13 protein-coding genes are annotated in these 18,072 nt (G+C 65.0%); 6 read left to right on the top strand and 7 right to left on the bottom strand.

Annotation, left to right across the window (positions count from 1 at the left end; genetic code table 11):
* Window positions 1-78 precede the first annotated feature (78 nt).
* Window positions 79-2,685: a DUF6351 family protein gene (locus CGS25_RS09615; protein WP_101675326.1), complete on the top strand. Its 2,607-nt coding sequence runs from the start codon at window positions 79-81 to the stop codon at window positions 2,683-2,685.
* Between the two features lie 397 nt (window positions 2,686-3,082).
* Here the strand turns inward: CGS25_RS09615 and CGS25_RS09610 are convergent, their stop codons facing one another.
* From CGS25_RS09610 to yrfG, 4 genes are all read right to left on the bottom strand, one after another.
* Complete coding sequence (locus CGS25_RS09610; protein WP_101675325.1) at window positions 3,083-4,630, bottom strand: phosphoenolpyruvate carboxykinase; 1,548 nt, start codon at window positions 4,628-4,630, stop codon at window positions 3,083-3,085.
* Between the two features lie 408 nt (window positions 4,631-5,038).
* A complete protein-coding gene (gene hslO / locus CGS25_RS09605; protein ID WP_101675324.1) occupies window positions 5,039-5,911 on the bottom strand; it encodes an Hsp33 family molecular chaperone HslO in 873 nt (290 codons plus the stop codon).
* Window positions 5,908-6,303: an RNA-binding S4 domain-containing protein gene (locus CGS25_RS09600; protein WP_101675323.1), complete on the bottom strand. Its 396-nt coding sequence runs from the start codon at window positions 6,301-6,303 to the stop codon at window positions 5,908-5,910. Before CGS25_RS09600 ends, hslO begins: the two co-directional genes overlap by 4 nt.
* Window positions 6,300-6,953, bottom strand: a complete 654-nt coding sequence (yrfG, locus tag CGS25_RS09595; RefSeq protein WP_089034316.1) for a GMP/IMP nucleotidase — start codon at window positions 6,951-6,953, stop codon at window positions 6,300-6,302. The genes CGS25_RS09600 and yrfG overlap by 4 nt, the downstream gene beginning before the upstream one ends.
* A 295-nt stretch (window positions 6,954-7,248) precedes the next feature.
* Between yrfG and CGS25_RS09590 the strand changes: the two genes are divergently transcribed.
* Complete coding sequence (locus tag CGS25_RS09590; RefSeq protein WP_101675350.1) at window positions 7,249-8,706, top strand: aminotransferase-like domain-containing protein; 1,458 nt, start codon at window positions 7,249-7,251, stop codon at window positions 8,704-8,706.
* On the opposite strand, the gene CGS25_RS09585 is transcribed toward CGS25_RS09590, so the two are convergent.
* A complete protein-coding gene (locus CGS25_RS09585; protein WP_101675322.1) occupies window positions 8,682-10,868 on the bottom strand; it encodes a hypothetical protein in 2,187 nt (728 codons plus the stop codon). The genes CGS25_RS09590 and CGS25_RS09585 overlap by 25 nt on opposite strands.
* A 280-nt stretch (window positions 10,869-11,148) precedes the next feature.
* Here CGS25_RS09585 and CGS25_RS09580 point away from each other — a divergent pair, with 280 nt between their 5' ends.
* The 4 genes from CGS25_RS09580 to CGS25_RS09565 all read left to right on the top strand — a co-directional run bounded on the left by CGS25_RS09580 (window position 11,149) and on the right by CGS25_RS09565 (window position 16,700).
* The gene (locus CGS25_RS09580) at window positions 11,149-13,488 is read left to right on the top strand and encodes a DUF6351 family protein (RefSeq protein WP_101675321.1); all 2,340 of its coding nucleotides are present in this window, start codon (window positions 11,149-11,151) and stop codon (window positions 13,486-13,488) included.
* 906 nt (window positions 13,489-14,394) lie between these two features.
* The gene (gene nudE, locus CGS25_RS09575) at window positions 14,395-14,940 is read left to right on the top strand and encodes an ADP compounds hydrolase NudE (protein ID WP_101675320.1); all 546 of its coding nucleotides are present in this window, start codon (window positions 14,395-14,397) and stop codon (window positions 14,938-14,940) included.
* A 22-nt stretch (window positions 14,941-14,962) separates the two neighbouring features.
* The gene (gene cysQ / locus CGS25_RS09570) at window positions 14,963-15,787 is read left to right on the top strand and encodes a 3'(2'),5'-bisphosphate nucleotidase CysQ (RefSeq protein ID WP_089034320.1); all 825 of its coding nucleotides are present in this window, start codon (window positions 14,963-14,965) and stop codon (window positions 15,785-15,787) included.
* A gap of 10 nt (window positions 15,788-15,797) precedes the next feature.
* On the top strand, window positions 15,798-16,700 hold the full coding sequence (locus tag CGS25_RS09565; RefSeq protein WP_101675319.1) for an alpha/beta hydrolase: 903 nt from the start codon (window positions 15,798-15,800) through the stop codon (window positions 16,698-16,700).
* A 44-nt stretch (window positions 16,701-16,744) separates the two neighbouring features.
* Here CGS25_RS09565 and CGS25_RS09560 read toward each other — a convergent pair whose 3' ends face one another.
* Both CGS25_RS09560 and CGS25_RS09555 read right to left on the bottom strand, forming a co-directional pair.
* A complete protein-coding gene (locus CGS25_RS09560) occupies window positions 16,745-17,014 on the bottom strand; it encodes a hypothetical protein (protein WP_089034322.1) in 270 nt (89 codons plus the stop codon).
* A 209-nt stretch (window positions 17,015-17,223) separates the two neighbouring features.
* Window positions 17,224-17,919 (bottom strand): Crp/Fnr family transcriptional regulator, encoded by a 696-nt coding sequence (locus CGS25_RS09555; RefSeq protein WP_101675349.1) that lies wholly within the window; start codon window positions 17,917-17,919, stop codon window positions 17,224-17,226.
* Window positions 17,920-18,072: the final 153 nt, after the last annotated feature.

Here is an 18,072-nt window from a genome sequence, read left to right as displayed (position 1 = left end):
GGCCCGGCGGTTATGTAACGCCCCTTTGTCGTTTGCCAACCGCCGGGGCCGTCCCCGCCCGGCGACGGGAGAATAATAATGAAGCTGGTTCATGCTTGTGCTGTTGTTTCTCTGGCCGTGTTACTGGGCGCTTGCGGCGGCGGCGGTGGATCGTCCTCCGGCGGCGACCCGGGCCCGCGCGATCCGGACCCCTCGGAACCGACCCCCACCGATCCGGTGGCCGGCGACGGCGAGATTCGTGTGCTCTCCAACCGCGCCGACCTGATCAGCGGTGGCGATGTTCTGGTGGAAGTGGTGGCCGACGATCCGGCGCTGCTGGACGGTGCCTCGATGACCGTGGGTGAGCGCGACGTTTCGGCGCGGCTGTCGGCCACCGGCGAAGGCTCCCTGAAAGGTCTGATCGACGGCCTGGCGCTGGGCGAGAATACCCTCGCCGTGCAGCTGGCGGACCGCTCCGTGCTGCGCCGCACCGTGATCAACCACCCCAACGGCGGCCCGGTGTTCTCCGGCCCGCAGATCCAGCCCTGGACCTGCACCAACGCCGCCGCCGTGGACGCCCAGTGCAACCAGAGCCCGGAGTACAGCTTCAAGTATGTGCCGGCCAACAAGCTGCAAGCGCTGATCACCAATTTCGACCCGATCAACCCGGGCCTGCCCGGCGCCCTGTTGCCCTACGACCCGGCCAACCCTCCCGCCGCCGACGTGATCGCCCGGGTCACCACCGACCAGGGCGTGGAGGTGCCGTTCATCGTGCGCGTGGAAACCGGCGTGCAGAACCGCGACCGCTACCAGATCATGGCGCTGTATCAACCGGATCAGGAATGGAACGCGCTGCATCCGCAGCCGCAGTGGAACCACAAGCTGCTGATTCATCACGGCGGCAACGTGGGCGTCAGCTACGGCCCCGGTGAGCCGCCCAATGGCGACATCGCCGGCACCGCCCCGGAAGGCGCCGAGCTGCTGCTTGGCGACAGCATCACGGTGGCCCTGGGGCGCGGCTTTATCACCCTCTCCTCCGCCCAGGCCAACCTGGGCCACAACGTCAATCTGGTGACCGCCGCCGAATCGCTGATGATGGCCAAGGAGCGCATCGTCGAGCAATACGGCGAGCTGCGCTACACCATCGGCACCGGCTGCTCCGGTGGCGCCATTGCCCAGCAGCACATCGCCAACGCTTACCCGGGCATCTACCAGGGCATCATCGTGCAGTGCTCCTACCCGGACGCCTGGACCACCGCCACCCAGTTCGCCGATTACAATCTGCTCAGCCAATACTTTGGTAACCAGATCCCCACCGGGCCGCAGGATTTCCTTTCGGTGATCACTTCTCTGCTCACCTCCGGGGTGATCCCCGTGGCCCAGTGGACCGCGTTTTATGGCCACCTGCCGCTCAACCCGATTGTCTCGGACCTGGCGTTCTTCCCCTCCGCCTACCCGGACCAGGCGGAATGCCCCGGGCTGGCTGAAGGCATTGACGTGTATGACCCGGTGACCCGGCCGGACGGGCTGCGCTGTGGCTTGATCGATTACATGGTCAATCAGTTCGGTACTCGGGAGCAGTCGGTGTGGTCGCTCAACGAACAGACGCTGGGGCGCGGTTTCACCGGCATTCCGCTGGACAACGAAGGCGTGCAATACGGCCTGAAAGCGCTGCAAGACGGCGCCATCAGCGGGCAGCAGTTCCTCAGGGTGAACCGCGAGATCGGCGGCTTTAACGTGGACATCGACTATCAGCCCGAGCGCACCCGGGCCGACCCTCAGGCTCTGGAAAATGCCTACCGCTCCGGCGCCATCAACACCGCCGAGCACCTCGCCAACCTGGCCATCATCGACCTGCGCGGGCCGGACCCGGGCATCGCCCACGACGCCTACCACTCCTGGCAAATGCGCGCGCGGCTGGAGCAGACCCAGGGCTATTCCGACAACCAGGTGATCTGGTTCGGCGCTTTTCCCCTGGCCGGCGACACCGTCTACACCACCGAGGCGCTGCTGGTAATGGACCGCTGGCTGGCGGACATCGAAGCCGACCAGAGCGACGCCCCGATTGCTGAAAAGGTGCTCACCAACAAGCCGATCCAAGCCCGCGACCGGTGCCTGTCGGTGTCGTCCCTGCTGGGCGCGGATGGCCCCATCGTGCCGTTCACCGGCAACCTGCTTTACCCCGACCCGATTCTTCCCGGGCTTGATCTTTCCCTGTTGCCGCCGCCGCCCCCGCAAGCCGGCGTGGTGGTGGACGCGCTCACCAGCCAGGTGTGTGGCCTGGATCTCGCCGCCCTCGGCCTGCCCGGCCAGATCGGCGACCTGCTGACGCCGCTCACCGACGCGGTCGCCCGCCTGCAACAGACCCTGGTGCAAACCCGCTTCGGCACCCCACGCACCATCGCCGGCGACGCCATCACCACGCTCACCAATAAGTGTCAGCTCAGGCCGGTGGACCCGACCGATTACCCGGTCAACCTGCTCACCGGCATCCTTAACCCGGAAGGCTTCGCCGCCCAGGTAGCGGAGGTGTTCCCCGACGGCGTCTGCGACTACAGCAAACCGCCGGCCCACCGGGTGCCGACGCAAACCTGGCTGCAATACGGCAGCGCCGACCGGGTCATCACCGGCGGGCAACCGCTCGCCGACGATGGCGGCCACTCCCGCACCGGCTGGGCCGCGGCCGCGTTTCAGGTGGGCAGATGACTGGGATGCTTGCCCGCCCCTCTCCCTGTCCCTCTCCCGCAAGGGGAGAGGGGACGCTCCAGAAAGGCGGTGTGGAGGAGAAAAGGGGGCGTTTCCGGGCGGTGTGTGTTTTAGCCCCTCGCCGACGATGGCGGCCACTCCCGCACCGTCTGGGCCGCGCCCGCGTTTCAAGTGGGCAGATGACTGGGATGCTTGCACGCCCCTCTCCCTGCCCCTCTCCCGCAAGGGGAGAGGGGACGCTCCAGAAAGGCGGTGTGGAGAAGAAAAGGGGCGTTTCCGGGCGGTATGTGTTTTAGCCCCTCTCCCCTGGCGGGAGAGGGGTTGGGGAGAGGGGGGATGCCAGCATGCAAGCCAAAAAAAACCGCCCGAAGGCGGTTTTTTTGCAGCCGTTGCCGGCTCAGGCCGAGGTCGGCCCGGCCGCGCGGATGTCGTCGGAGACGTCCGCGTATTTCTCGGCGAAGTTTTTCTCGAATTGTTCGGCCAGGCTGCGGGCGCTGGCTTCGTAGTTCTCTGGGTTGGCCCAGGTGTTCTTGGGCCGCAGCAGGGTGCTGTCAACGCCGGGAACGGCCTTGGGCACATCCAGGTTAATGATGGCCAGATGCTCGGTTTCCGCGTCGTCCAGCTCACCGCTGAGGATCGCATCAATCACCGAACGGGTGGTGGGAATGCTGAAGCGTTCGCCTTCGCCATACGGGCCACCGGTCCAGCCGGTATTGACCAGATAGACCTTGGAGCCGAATTCCTTGACCCGCTTGATCAGCAGCTCGGCGTATTCGCCGGCGCGGCGTGGGAAGAACGGTGCGCCGAAGCAGGTGGAGAAAGTGCTTTTGATGCCTTTGCCGGCGCCCACCTCGGTGGAGCCCACCAAAGCGGTGTAGCCGCTCAGAAAGTGGTAAGCCGCGCCTTCGTGGGTGAGCCGCGACACCGGCGGCAGCACGCCGGTCAGATCGCAGGTCAGGAAGATCACATGCTTGGGCTCGCCGGCACGGTTTTCCATCACCCGCTTGTCGATGTTCTCCAGCGGGTAGGCGGCGCGGGTGTTCTCGGTCAGGGACACGTCGGCGTAATCGGGCAGGCGGCTTTCGTCATTAATGATGACGTTTTCCAGCACCGCGCCGAAACGGATGGCGTCCCAGATGATCGGCTCGTTTTTCTGGCTCAGGTCGATGCACTTGGCGTAGCAACCGCCTTCGATGTTGAACACCACGTCCTTGCCCCAGCCGTGCTCGTCGTCACCAATCAGGTAACGGTCCGGGTCGGCGGAGAGGGTGGTTTTGCCGGTGCCGGAGAGGCCGAAGAACAGGGCCACGTCGCCGTCTTCGCCGACATTGGCGGAGCAGTGCATGGGCAGCACGTCTTTTTCGGGCAGCAGGAAGTTCTGCACCGAGAACATGCCTTTCTTCATTTCGCCGGCGTAGCGCATGCCGGCGATCAGCACCTTACGCTGGGCGAAGTTGAGCATCACGCAGCCGTCGGAGTTGGTGCCGTCGCGCTCCGGATCACACTGGAAGTTGACCGCGTGCAGAATCTGCCATTCCTGTTTGTCGCGCGGGTTGTACTTCTCCGGGCGGATAAACAGGGTGTTGGCGAACAGATTGTGCCAGGCGGTCTGGGCGGTCACTTTCACCGGCAGGTAATGATCGGTGTCGGCACCCACGTGAAGGTGGGAAACAAAGGTGTCGCTGTCGGTGACGAACGCGGCGACCCGATCCCAAAGGGCGTCGAATTTTTCCGGAGCGATGGGGCGGTTGATGGCGCCCCAATGGATATGCTCGCTGGTGCTGGGCTCATCAACGACGTAACGATCCATCGGAGAGCGACCGGTGCGGTGACCGGTTTCCACCACCAGGGAGCCATTGGCGGCCAGGCGGCCTTCGTTGCGTTGCACGGCCAGCTCCACAAGCTGGGCCGGGCTAAGGTCGTTGTAATTCATGGGACTGGTCATTGGTTCTTCCTGGGCTTGTGGCCGAGCTACGAAGCTTCCTCATTCTGGTAGGGCCACTCGGGCCTGCGGAAGTTCGCGTTTCGCGATGCGGATAACTGCCGGTGGCGTGCGCGCTGTGGGCGACGACTCCCGGGAGTGGTCCCGGGCCGGTGGCTTCCCACCTCAGGGCTTCGTTGACGCTCACATGAGGCCCTGACTGGCGCGCGATTATGACAGAAAAGCGCGCCGCTGGCGACGCGGGCGTGACTGGGTGGTCATGGGGCGCCTGACGCTAGACGCCTGACGCCGGACGCTTTAACCCGGTTCTGCTACCCCTGGCGTGTTTTCTGCCAAGGCATGGCAGCAAACACGCCAAACCTTTCCGAGCCAGGGTTTAGCGTCCGGCGTCCAGCGTCCAGCGTCCAGCGTCTAGCGCCCCGCGTCCCGCCGTTCCCGAATCAGCTCCGCCAGATCAACGGCGTCGAAGCGTTCACTGGAGAGGCAGAAATCGCAGGTCAGGGTGGCGCCGCCGTCTTCGTCGAGCAGATTTTGCAGTTCCTCGGCGCCCAGCGAGTAGAGCGCGTTGCGGGTGCGCTCGCGTGAGCAGGTGCAGCCTAAGCGCAGCGGTTGCGCGTCGGGCAGGCGCGGCGGGGTTTCGTGGAACAGCCTGCGCAGCACGGTTTGTGCGTCCAGGTCCAGCAGCTCTTCCATTTTCAGGGTGCCGGCCAGGGCATCCAGGTGCTGCCAGGTGGCCTTGTTGTGTTCGCTGTCGGCGATCTGTTCGGGCAGCCGTTGCAGCAGCAAACCGGCGGCGCGGCCGTTGCCGGCGGCCAGCCACAGGCGCGTGTCGAGCTGTTCGGACTGGCGGAAATAGGCCTCCAGACAAGCGGCCAGGGTGTCGCCTTCCAGGGGCACGATGCCCTGGTATTGGCGGCCCTGGTCCGGGGTGATGGTAATCACCATGGTGCCGTCGCCAATCAGGCGGGTGAGGTCGGCGCTGTCGAACTCCGAGGCGTCCCGGTGCCGGGCCAGGGCGCGCAGTTGGCCGTCGTGGGTGCATTCGGCGAGCAGCAGCGACACCGGGCCCTGGCCCTGGGCCTGCAGGCTCAGCCGGCCCTGGAATTTGAGGGTGCCGGTAAGCAGGGCAACGGCGGCCACCGCCTCGCCGACCAGGCCTTGCACCGCCATCGGGTACTGATGGGCGCCGAGAATCGCCGCCAGGCTGTCTTCCAGGCGCACCAGTTCACCGCGCACGTCGGAATCGGGAAACAGAAAACGTTGTTTGAAATCGGCGTTGCTCAAAGGTCACCTTCATGGTCGCGGCGGAAACGCTGCAGATCGCGGCGCTCCTTTTTGTTGGGGCGGTGGTCCGGCGTGGGCATGGCGGCGCGGCCCAGGCGGCGGTTTTCGGCGGCGCTTTCCCGAGCCGCCTTGCTCTGCTCGGTTTCGCGGTAGAGTGTTTCGGCGATGCTGGCGCTGCCGCGTTTGCTGCTCAGTGCCTCGACCCGCACGGTCCACTTCTGTTCGCCCTTGCGGATCTCCAGCTCGGTGCCCGGCTGCACCGTTTTGCTGGGTTTGGCCTTGCTGCCATCGACCTGCACCTTGCCGCCTTCCACCGCCTGCTTGGCCAGGCTGCGGGTCTTGAAGAAGCGCGCCGCCCACAGCCAGGAATCGATGCGGGTGCCCTCGCTCACGGCAGCACCCGGTGGAAATCGTCGATCGCCGGGAACGGATCGGTGTGAGCGCGGCAGGGCAGGCTGGAATCCGGCTGAAGGATGCTGGCCAGGTGGCCCAGGCCGAACAGCCGCCCGGCGTGCAGCACCGGCAGGGAATCGTCCACCAGCAGAGCACGCTCCGGGTCGAACGGGTGCTGTTCGAGCAGCGCTTGCCAGAACGCCTGGGCTTCCTTGGCGTGGCCGTAATCGTGGCTGGACACCAGGGCGTCGAAGTAGCGGTCGATGCCGGTGCGCTCCAATTTCAGATCAAGGGCGTCGCGGTGCGCGTTGGTGACCATGATCACCCGGCGCGGCCCGCCGGCCAGGCTGCGCAGAAAGGTCTCGGCGCCGGGGCGCACGGCGATGCGTTCGGCGGCGGCGCGTTTCAGGCCGGCGACATCGATGCCCAGCTCGCGGGTCCAGAAATCCAGGCAATACCAGTTCAGGGTGCCCATGTGGCTGCCGATCCAGTCGTGCAGCACGCGCTCGGCTTCGGCGTAGTCCAGGCCTTTGATGCGCGCGTATTGCTCGGGCACATGGCGCTGCCAGAACCAGTTATCGAACTGCAGATCCAGCAGGGTGCCGTCCATGTCCAGCAATACGGTGTCGATGCCGTTCCAGTTGATCATTGTCTCGCCTGTTCGCCGTGCCAGTGCCGGTGCCAGTGCCAGTGCCAGTGCCCGTGGTCGCGGCACAGTATCCGATATTAGGGCTTGTTCACACTACTTGCATCCCGCAGGCGGGATGCAAGTAGTGTGAACAAGCCCTAGGCCGGCGCCTTAAATAGAAACCCCCTGTGGCGCCGGCCGGCGGGGCGGATGTTACAAATCACCGGGCACCCTGGTGCCAGGGTGGTGCACAATGCAATGGCACAGAATAACAACCAGACAAGGGCCACCCGGAGCGGGGCCCGGGGTGTATCCGGTGAACGACGATCGCTTTCTTTATGAGCGCATCAGCCGGCGCCTGCTGGAACAGATCGGTGCAGGAAGCTTCGCCGTGGGCCAGAAACTGCCCTCGGTGCGCCGCATGAGCGGCTTGTTCCAGGTGAGCGTGAACACGGTGATGCAGAGCTACCGCCATCTTGAGGCGGAAGGCTATCTGGAAATCCGTCCACAGAGCGGCGTCTATGTGCGCAGCGCGGACATCCACGGCATTCCCGAGCCGGACGGCTCACGCTACCCTCTGCTGCCAGTGGAGCTGTCGCTGAGCGAAGAGGTACTCCACTACATGGAGTTGCACGCCGACCCGCAAATGATGCGCCTGGGCATCGCGCTGCCCGGCCCGGAGGTGCAGCCGGTGGACCGGGTGATGCAGACGATTCGCGACGTCACCCGCCACCACGCGCTGGAAGCTTGGGACTACATGCACCCCAACGGCCACCCGCTGATCACCCACCACCTGGCCCGCCGCAGCCTCAACTACGAAGTGCCAATAACGCCGGACGACATCATCGTCACCGGCGGCGCAATGGAAGGGCTCTCGCTGGCGCTGCGTTGCGTCAGCAAACCTGGCGACGCGGTGGCGGTGGAGTCGCCTACCTACTACGGTGCCTTGCTGCTGCTCGAGACGCACCAGCGCCGGGTGGTGGAGATTCCCACCCATCCGCGCCACGGCATCAGCCTCTCAGCCCTGGAGCAGGTGTTCGCCAAGGGCGAGGTGTCCGCGTGCATGGTGGCCACCAACGCGCAAAACCCGCTCGGTTTTACCATGAGTCTGGAGCGCAAGCGTGCCTTGGTGGTGTTGTCGGAAAAATACGGGATTCCCCTGATCGAGAACGACGTCTGGGGCGACACCGTCTACGAGGAGGGTGCCGTGCCGGCCAAAGCGTTCGATCGCGCCGGGCTGGTGATCTACTGCAACTCGTTTTCCAAGTCGCTGATGCCCGGTTTGCGCATCGGTTGGGCCGCGGCGGGGCGGTTTCAGAAACGCTTTCGCGAGTTGAGGCAGTTGAGCACGATTACCGCCACATCAATGGGCCAGATCGTGATGGGGCGGCTTTTGGAGAGCGGTTTCTACACTCAGCACCTGCGCGAGCTGCGTCTGCATCTGCGTGAGCAGGTGAACGAAACCGCCGCCGAGATCGTGCGGCATTTTCCCGCCGGTACCCGATTGACCCGCCCAACCGGTGGCTGCGTGCTGTGGCTGCGGCTGCCCGGCCAAGTGGATTCGGTGGCGCTGTTTCGCCGCGCCGCGGCCGAGGGCATTCATGTGTTTCCCGGTGGCGTCTTCTCTTTGGATGGCAAGCACGCGGACTACTTGCGCATCAACGCCGGCAGCCCGGTCACCGCGCGGCTCCGCCGGGCGCTCGCCTGGCTGGGCGAAACGGCCACCGAAATGGCCGCCTCGCCCTCCTGCTACTGCCGCGACAAGCCAGAGTAGTCGTCGGTGAGGCAGGGTTGATCCGCGCACACGTCGGTGACCACGCCATCGCTTTTCAGAAAGTCAGACTTCTGCTGGCGCGCCGCCACCGTGTTGCGCGGCGACTCGTGGGGGTCGGCGCCCTCGGTGGGGCCGGTGTTGTTGCTCGGCGCGAACGGCGTGCCGTGGCCGCTGACCGGATCATAATCTCCCGAGTCCCACACCATCAGGGCGTTGCCGTGATAGGGGTATTGCTCAATGCGGTCAATGGCGAAATAGGGGTTGGCGTCGGGGTGCTCGCCGAGGCGCGCGGTGGGCTCGTGGATCGCCGCGCCGATGGTGCGCGCCATGATCTCCGCACTCCAGTTGGTCACCTGATGATCGCCCAGCGCCACGTGCAGCAGAATACGCTTGTCGGTGGGCGTGTTGGGCAGAAAATGCCCGGCCAGGTGGCTCAGGTAGCCGTTGTTCTCGGCGCGGTCCCAGAGCATCTGCATCAGCCCCAGCACCAGGCTCTGGTCGAGACCGTCCGGGTAGGCCTGGTAAAGAATAAAGCCGAAGCGCTCCGGGAACGGCCCGAAGCGGCGCAATAACAAACTGTAGTTGCTGCCCGGCACGCCCAGCACGCCACGGTCGATATTGGGCGCGGTGGCCACCAGCGCGCCGCCGAGAATGCCGCCCTGGCTGTTGCCGTCGTAGAACACCTCGGAAGGGTCATAAACCAGATCGCCGTTGGCGGCATGAAACTCCGGCGCCGAGGCGAAGCCCGCCGGGTTTTGCAGCAGCTCCGCCAGGTACATGGCATTGAGCAGGCCCTGCTGGCTGCGGTCGAGCTGCTCGGGAATCAGGGAGATGTCCGCCAGGATGTTGTGAATCACCCCGGCGATGTAATCCTCCTCGGCCATGCCGATCCAATCGGTGGCGCAGAACATCACGTTGTGCTCGGTCTGCATGGCGCGCACATTGCCGGAGCGGAACTCGCCGCCAGGGCCCTCGCCGAACAGACCGTGGCCGTACAGCGCGGCGCGCGCCGGCGTCACCGTGGCGCCGTTGTCGTCGAAGTTGGCCACCGCGGTGTCCGGCACCTGGCAACGGAAGCGGGCGGTCATCGTATCGTTGCCGTTGAGACGCGCCGGCAGGGCGTCCACGCCAGTATCACCGTCGTAGTTGAAGCGCGATCCCGGCGGCCCGCCGGCCTGATTCAGATAGTTGGGCACTTCGAAGGTGCCGGTGATGCCACGGCTGATGCCGCCGCGTACCGAGCCCTCGATTTGCGGCCCGGACTCGGTGATGGTGAACGCCGGCGCGCCGCCGCCCAGGCTGGCGAACGCCTGATCGCGGATGTGCAGCAGCCGTTCGGTAAGATTGCGCTGGCTGGCCACGGTGAAATCCCAGGCCTGCACCAGGTTATCGCGGGCCACGCCGTGGTCTTCCAGGTTCTGGAGCAGCGATTCCATCCGTTCACGGCGCGCTTCCAGGCTCTCTTCACCGGTATCGATACCGTCGCGATAGGCGCGAAACACCTCGCTGGGAGCGACCAGCTCGCCGTCGCCGTCGCGCAGCGCGCGCAGGGCGACGATATAACGGTGCCCCTCCAGCAGATTCCTGGCCGGCCGGATGATCAGCGCCTGGCGGGCCGGGTCGCTGGCGTTGGCGTCCAGTTCGGCCCAGATCAACTGGCGTTCGCCGCTGTCCGCATCGATCACCAGAATCGGTGCGTCTTGATCCAGGGACGCGGAAATATCGCCAATTCCCACCGCGCCGGTTTGCGCCAGATCCAGGCCCGCTACATGGGTCTGGATCATCGCCCCCGGCGAGAAACCATCGTTGCGATTCCACTCGCCAGGGGCCACCGGCGTGGTGCCGGAGGTTTGCACGCCCTGGGGAGCGAGTTCGCTGGCAGGCACCGACACCGGCTGCGCCACCGGCATGGCGGCAGGGTCGAAGTGAACCCGCAGGCCGGTGTCGGCGCTGGCGTCGGCGCGGGTGAAGTAGTCATTGGGGAACGGATACAGGCACTGCTCGGGCACGCTCAGATCACAGTACCCGGCGCGCTCCAGATCAAGGCCGCTCAGATCCACGCTGGCCGGTGCGCCGTGGTGGCTGGAATCGCCACCGCAACCGGCGAGCAGGCCCGCCAGCAGGGCACCGGCGAGGGCCGGCAAGGGTCGGTATACAGTCATGGTGCTTCTCCCGGGTGTTGTTGTTATGTGGCCGATTCGCCGGCCTGTTCAGACCTTGCCATGGGCCCGGCCGGGGCGACAGGCACAGTTTCGCCGGGTTTCTCTCCAACAGTGGCCCAAACAGTGAGCGCGCCGGGCGCCGCACTGTTGCAGTGCTTTTGGAAAAACTGTGCCTGTTTTGCCCCGCGGAGGCTGGGTTTAATCGAACTACTTTCCGGCGGATATCGATGCAGCCCGGACTTTTGCGTTTGGCGATAACAACAACATCGAGGAGAAAAACATGTCTGTACGTGCGTGGAGTGGTCCGCTTGTCATGGCGACCGCCGTATTGCTCAGCGGTTGTGGTGGTGATTCCCACTCCGATAGAGGCGAGGCGACCCCGAAAGTGGCCATCGAAGTGATCTCCAGTGCGCCGGATCAGGTCAGCGGCGGCGACGCCCGGGTGGTCTTGAGCGGTGACGCCGAGGATTTGCAAGGCGCGCGGTTGATGGTCAACGGCGAGCCGCGGGATCTGCAGGATTTTCAAACCATCGACGGTCATCTCGAAGGTCTGGTCAGCGGCCTGGCCGAAGGCGACAACACGGTCACCGTGAATGGCGCCGATGACGCTGAACTGGGGCGCATCACGCTGATTAATTATCCGATTGACGGGCCCATGTTCTCCGGCCCGCATCAGTACCCGTTCGTCTGCACCACCACCTCGGAACTGGGCCTGCAGCCCAAAGTGGACAGCGACACCTCACCCGGTTTCGAGGTCCAGGACGGCGACGGCAACGCCATCGGTTACAGCCGCGATTGCGCCATCGACACCTACACCACCTACGTGTATCGCAGCACCGAGGGCAGCTATAAACCCCTGCCCGGCGACGGCTCGCGGCCGGCGGACATGGCCACCACCACGCTTACCGACGGCCGCGACGTGGACTTCGTGGTGCGTTGGGAGCGCGGCACCATCAACCGCTTTATCTACTCCATCGCCATGCTTGCCGAAGCCGGCGAAGAACCGGGCTCGCTGGACACCGGGTTGTGGAACAAGCGCCTGATGTACCGCTTCCAGGGCGGCGTTGGCATCGGCCATACCCAGGGCCGCATGGACGCGGAAAAACGCGCCTTGCGCCCGGACATTCTTGGCCAGGGCTACGCGATCATCTATTCCACCGGCAACCGCATGGGCGAGCACTACAACATGCAGGTGGGCGGCGAGACCGCGCTGATGGTCAAGGAGCGTTTCGTCGAAGAATACGGCACGCCGCTTTACACCGTGGGCCTGGGCACCTCCGGTGGCGCCATTCAGCAATACGTGTACGCACAGAATCATCCCGGCCTGATCGACGCGGCGATTCCCCAGCAGAGCTACCCGGACATGGTCACCCAGACCATCCACATCGGCGATTGCGAACTGCTTGAGTACTACATGGACGCCAGCGACCGCGACAACCCCAAGTGGGCGGTCACCGACAACCGCATCTGGCTGGTCGGCCTGCACGCCACCGACGCGGTGCCCGATCCGCTCTACGACGCCAAGCAGGATCTCGGCTACGGCGGCGCGCCCGGTTCCACCGAGTGCGTGGAATCCTGGCGCGGTCTCACGCCGCTGACCATGAACCCTTATTATGGCGAGGCGCCGAACCAGGAAATGATGCGCCCGGCGGGCATCATGGCCACGGTCAACTGGAGCCACTACGACGACCTGCGCAACATCTATGGCCTCGACGAAGACGGCTACCCCAACACCCTGTTCGATAACGTCGGCGTGCAATACGGTCTGCAAGCGCTGCTCGATGGCCACATCGACGGCGATGAATTCCTCGACCTGAACGCCAGGGTAGGCGGCTGGAAAGATCAGAAAGACATGGTCCAAGAGGGCTTCCCGTTCCTGGGTGAACCGGCGGACGTGCTGGCGGACCCGTCGATCTTCGACCCCTGGAGCAGCCGCAACATGACCCTGAGCAGCGATCCGGCCGTGCCGGCGCCGCGCACCGAAGGCAGCCTGCAGGCGATGAACGGCGCCTACACCTCCGGCATGGTGTTCCGGGGCGACGCGCCGATTCCGATCATCGACTGGCGCCCCTATCTGGAAGAACAGTTGGACATGCACAACGTGCATCAGTCCTTCGTCACCCGCCAGCGCCTCATCGATTTCGCCGGCAACGCGGACAACCAGGTGATCTGGTTCACCGACGCGCGCCCGGACGAGGAGTTCGACAATGTGCCGATGGCGCTGAAAGTGATCGACGACTGGATGGCCAACATCCGCGACAACCCGGAAGGCGGCGTCGCCGGCAACAAACCCGCCGCCGCCCAGGACGCCTGCTTCGCCACCGACGGCACCCTGGTGGCGCGCGGCGACGACGTCTGGAATGGCGTGCTCGACGATCAGCCCAACGGGGCCTGCACCGACTATTTCCCCATGTACAGTACCTCGCGCATCGTCGCCGGCGCGCCGACCCAGGGCGACGTCTTCAAGTGCGCCCTGAAACCGGTGGACACCGCCCTCACCGACGGCAGCTACGGCGACTGGAACCCGAACCCGTCCCAGGTCACCCGCCTCAAGGGCATCTTCCCCGACGGCGTCTGTGACTACAGCCAGCCCGACCAAGGCCGCCCCGCCGACCTCTGAGCACCCCTTCGGGCCGGCCATCGCCGGCCCCTGGCTCGGGAGAGCCCTTATTCAGCGCTCACCGCTGTGGCCCCTTCGGGGGCTTTTTTTTGGTTCATCGCGGATTAGCGGGAAATCTATGCGGGAGGTTTCTATCCGGGACGCGAATCTGCGTGGGTGCCTTCCGGGATCGCTCAAGCCGTCCATGGGCGCTCCCGGTTTTGGCATCCCTGCCAAAAAGGGTCCCGGAAGGCACCCACACAGCTCCGCTTCGAGGTAGCGGAACCGTTCCGGGTACCCACAACGATGAACCATGGGGGGTAGAGGTGGCGGCTCCGTAGGGGCCCATCTTTGAGCCGACAGGCTCCGATTTTGGCTCCCCCGGCGTCTGCAGCGGCCCATGTCGCCGAGGCTCACTGCTAAGCGGTTCAGGGCGCGACGCCCTTCCGGGACCCTTGAGAACAGGACGTTCGAAAGGGAGCCTACATGGACGTACTTGCGGCGATCCCGGAAGGGCGTCGCGCCCTGAGCCGCGCCCCCGGCTGGAGCGAAACTTCCCGCTAATCCACGATGAACCTTTTTTTTGGCGAGGCCGCCAGCACGCTTGCACGCAACACGCTCAGTCAAGACCCTCGGCCAGCCGCGCTGGGAAGATAAAACCGTCGCTGGCAGGGCCTGCTCCTACACAAAGAGAAAAACCGAACCTGGCTACGTAGCTGCTGTAGGAGAGGCTGGGCGGCATTCCGCCCTGCCAGCGACATATTTTAATCTTATGTGAGAGCGGCCCTTGACCGCGAATGGGTTAATTTCGACCCTGGCGTCCAGCGTCCAGCGTCCAGCGTCCAGCGTCCAGCGTCCAGCGTCCAGCGGGCCTTCTTGGGTTCCACCCCCAATCCGGTTAGGCTTTAGCGACCTGAAGGAGAGCCCATGGAACGGAAACCGGAGATTCTCGATACCCGCCTGGTGGCGCGCAGCCGTTTGTTTGGCATTGAAGAGATGCATTTGCGCTTCAGTAACGGCGAGGAGCGCGTTTACGAGCGTATGCGCACGCCGCCAATCGCCGGGGTGATGTGCGTGCCGCTGCTGGACAACGACACCGTGGTGCTGATTCGTGAGTACGGCGCCGGGGTGGAGGACTATCAGATCACCCTGCCCAAGGGCGCCTATGAGCACGGCGAGGACTGGCGCGAGGCCGCCAATCGTGAACTCAAGGAGGAAGCCGGTTATGGCGCTGGCAAGCTGACGCTGCTGAAGCGCATGACACTGTCGCCGGGCTATATGGGGCACGCCATTACCGTGGCCCTGGCCGAGCAATTGTACGAAGAACGCCTGCCCGGCGATGAGCCCGAACCTCTGGAAGTGATCCCCTGGAAACTCTCCGATCTGGACCGTTTGCTGGAGCGTGACGATGTCACCGAAGCGCGCGTGATCGCGGCGCTGCTGATGACCCGGCGGCTGCTGGAACAGCGTTAATTCTTTTTTGAGGCCCCAATCAATGACCGATCTGAAAACCCTGCTCGATCCGCTGGTGAACATCGCCGCCGAAGCCGGCGCCGCCATCCTTGATGTCTATGATCGCGGAGACGTGGTGGTGGACACCAAGGACGACAACTCGCCGATCACCGAAGCGGACCGCGCCGCCCACAACCTGATCGAGGCGCGCCTGGGCGAGCTGACGCCGGACATCCCGGTCTACTCCGAAGAATCCGGTGGCATTGACTATGCCCAGCGTAAGGACTGGTCACGCTTCTGGCTGGTGGACCCGCTGGATGGCACTAAGGAGTTCATCCAGCGCAACGGCGAGTTCACCGTCAACATCGCGCTGATCGAAAACGGCCGCCCGGTGTTGGGTGTGGTGTACGTGCCGGTCACCGGCATCACCTACCTGGGCGGAGAAGGTCTGGGGGCCTTTAAGGAAGAGGCCGGCGCGCGCGGGCCGATTCGTTGCCGCACGCCGCATGCGCCCATCGTGATGGTGGCCAGCCGCCGCCACGGAGCCGAGAAAGTGGCCGCCCTGGAGCGCCTGATCGAAGCGAAGCTGGGCCCGGTGGAGAACACCTCCATGGGCTCGTCGCTGAAACTGTGCCTGGTGGCCGAGGGCGCCGCGGACATCTATCCACGCCTGGCGCCGACCAGCGAGTGGGACACCGCCGCGGCCCACGCGGTGGTCAACGCCGCCGGTGGCGTGGTGGTCAACACCGCCTTCGAGCCGCTCGCCTACAACAAGGAAAACGTGCTGAACCCGCATTTCCTGGTGCTGGGCCAAAGCGTGGACGAGTGGCGTTTTATCGAACCGGCTCTGCAGGGCGCCTCGGAATAAGGAGACGGACATGAACACCGGGCAGCGAGTGCGCTTTCTCAGTGCCGGCCAAGCCTGCCAGGGCGACCTTTATCTGCCCGAAACCGGCGATGGCGCGCCCCGGGCCACGGTGGTCATGGCGCACGGCTTTGGCCTGACCCGGGAATGCGGCCTGGCGCCGTTTCGCGATGCGTTTCTGGCTGCCGGTTACGCGGTGTTTCTGTTTGATTACCGTCATTTTGGCGACAGCGAGGGCGTGCCCCGGCAACTGCTCTCACCGGCGCGTCAGGTGGCCGACTGGCAAGCCGCCCTGCACGCCCTGCGCGGCCGTGCGGAGCTGGATAACGAGCGCCTGATCCTGTGGGGCACCTCGTTCGCCGGTGGCCTGGTCACCGCGGTGGCGGCCCGTGAACCGAGGGTGGCGGCGATCATTGCCCAGTGCCCGATGATGGACGGCCTCGCCTCGGTGCTGGAAGTGATTCGCTACGCCGGCCTCGATCAGGGCCTCAAACTCACCGGCTTGGGCTTGTTGGATCAGGCGCGTGCCTTGATTGGCATGGAGCCGCTTTATATTGCCTCCGCCGGCCGCCCCGGCGAGGCGGCGGCGATGACCAGCGACGATGCGTTCCAGGGGTACACCGCCCTGATGCCCGAAGGGGTGCCGAACCGGGTAGCGGCACGGGTGGCGCTGGTGTTGCCGCTGTGCCGTCCGGTGCGCGAGGCCGCGCGGGTAGGGTGCCCGGCGTTGATTCAGATCTGCGAGAACGACACGGTGGCCCCCACCGCCGCCGCCGACCGTGCCGTGGCCGCCATGCCGGCGGCCCGGGTGCGCCGATACCCGGTTGGCCATTTCCAGGTGTACCAGGGCGCGGCGCGGCAGCGGAGCATCGAGGACCAGCTTCAGTTTCTGGCCGAAACCGTGCCGGCGGTCTAGTTATTCGAGCACTAAGAGGTCGGGGCGGGGAGGCTCGCGGTGCCTTAACCCAGCCAGGCGGGCACCAGGTCAAGCAGGGCGAAGCGCAGATGCTCGCTGAGCGTGTGGCCGGCGGCGGCGATCAGGCAGAATTGCATCATCGGCAGCATTACGCCCAGGGCCAGCACATTGACCAGCAGCTTCTGGCGGATTTTGCCCGACCACAGCAGCAACCCCACCACCACCAGCACCGTCAGCGGTACGCCGATCCACTCGAGCAGGTCGGGGTCGGGCAGTAGGGCGGCCAGCGGCAGGGTATCCAGCAGGGCGTTCATGATGCTCTCGTTCCGGCAAGAATTGAGACATAAATTTGAGACACAAGTACCAGGTTTTGAGTGTCCAGTGAGGCGTAAGTATTACCTCATACCGATCAGTATGGGGTGAACTCTGTCACAGGGCGATATCAAAATGCCATCACTTGGTTACAAAAAGACACGGTTTCCGTGGCGGAACGGGGACTGGGTGGCGGCGCAGCGGTGGGCGTTTAATCAGGGCGGCGATTCAGGTAGTCGCGCAGCGCGTTGGGATCGGGCAGGGTGATCACGCCGTAACCGAAGTGGATCAGCCCTTCTTCTTCCATGGTCTTGAGCACGCCGTGCACGCCCTGGCGGGTCATGCCCATCATGTTGGCGATGTGCTCGCGGGTCAGTTTAAAGGTGACCGGGCCGAGCCCGCGGCTGTGATCGTGCATTTCGGCCAGAAACAGCAGGCGCCGGCCCACCCGCGCCGGAATGTCGCGCAGCACGTTGTCCTCGATAATGGAGATCGCCGACCACAGCCGCCGGCTGAGCATATCCAGGGTGCGTGGGTAGGCTTCCGGGAAGCGCGCCAGCAGCTCTCGATAATCCTGGCCGGGCACCTCCACCAGATCGCCGTCGGTGTGGGCGGTGGCGCCGAACACCCGGGGCATGCCCGGTGAGAACACGGTATCGCCGAACCAGGCGCCGGCCTCGAACAGGGTGAGCAGCACTTCGCGGCCCTGTTCGTTGGTGGAACTGATGCGCACACTGCCCGAGCCCACCACCGACAACGTGGATTGCACCTCGCCGCGCTCGTAGATTACCTGATTGGCCTGAAACGGCCGCACCCGCGCCACCGCCGCCGCCTCGCGCAGGGCCGCCGCTGGCAGGCCGGAGAGCAGCGAACAGCTTTGCAGTACGGTGAGGGCGTGTTCGCTCATGGCGGTCTCCGCGCGCTGGCCGCCGGCCAGCAAAATGTAAAGCCGTTGACAGTGTGGCGGCACGCGCCAGCCTAGACTGGGCGTGAAATGCGATACTACCCGGTCATCGCTGTTCCGGGTATGGCGTGCCAACCGATAACGTCCAATAACAGC

Source organism: Alloalcanivorax mobilis (assembly GCF_002864685.1).
In the GTDB taxonomy this organism is placed as follows: domain Bacteria; phylum Pseudomonadota; class Gammaproteobacteria; order Pseudomonadales; family Alcanivoracaceae; genus Alloalcanivorax; species Alloalcanivorax mobilis.
This window is presented reverse-complemented; position numbering and strand designations above follow the sequence as displayed.

Coding starts and splice junctions, on each gene's coding strand:
- CGS25_RS09615 (WP_101675326.1), top strand. CDS start 79: ATGAAGCTGGTTCATGCTTGTGCTGTTGTTTCTCTGGCCGTGTTACTG.
- CGS25_RS09610 (WP_101675325.1), bottom strand. CDS start 4,630: ATGACCAGTCCCATGAATTACAACGACCTTAGCCCGGCCCAGCTTGTG.
- yrfG (WP_089034316.1), bottom strand. CDS start 6,953: ATGATCAACTGGAACGGCATCGACACCGTATTGCTGGACATGGACGGC.
- CGS25_RS09585 (WP_101675322.1), bottom strand. CDS start 10,868: ATGACTGTATACCGACCCTTGCCGGCCCTCGCCGGTGCCCTGCTGGCG.
- CGS25_RS09580 (WP_101675321.1), top strand. CDS start 11,149: ATGTCTGTACGTGCGTGGAGTGGTCCGCTTGTCATGGCGACCGCCGTA.
- nudE (WP_101675320.1), top strand. CDS start 14,395: ATGGAACGGAAACCGGAGATTCTCGATACCCGCCTGGTGGCGCGCAGC.
- cysQ (WP_089034320.1), top strand. CDS start 14,963: ATGACCGATCTGAAAACCCTGCTCGATCCGCTGGTGAACATCGCCGCC.
- CGS25_RS09565 (WP_101675319.1), top strand. CDS start 15,798: ATGAACACCGGGCAGCGAGTGCGCTTTCTCAGTGCCGGCCAAGCCTGC.
- CGS25_RS09560 (WP_089034322.1), bottom strand. CDS start 17,014: ATGAACGCCCTGCTGGATACCCTGCCGCTGGCCGCCCTACTGCCCGAC.
- CGS25_RS09555 (WP_101675349.1), bottom strand. CDS start 17,919: ATGAGCGAACACGCCCTCACCGTACTGCAAAGCTGTTCGCTGCTCTCC.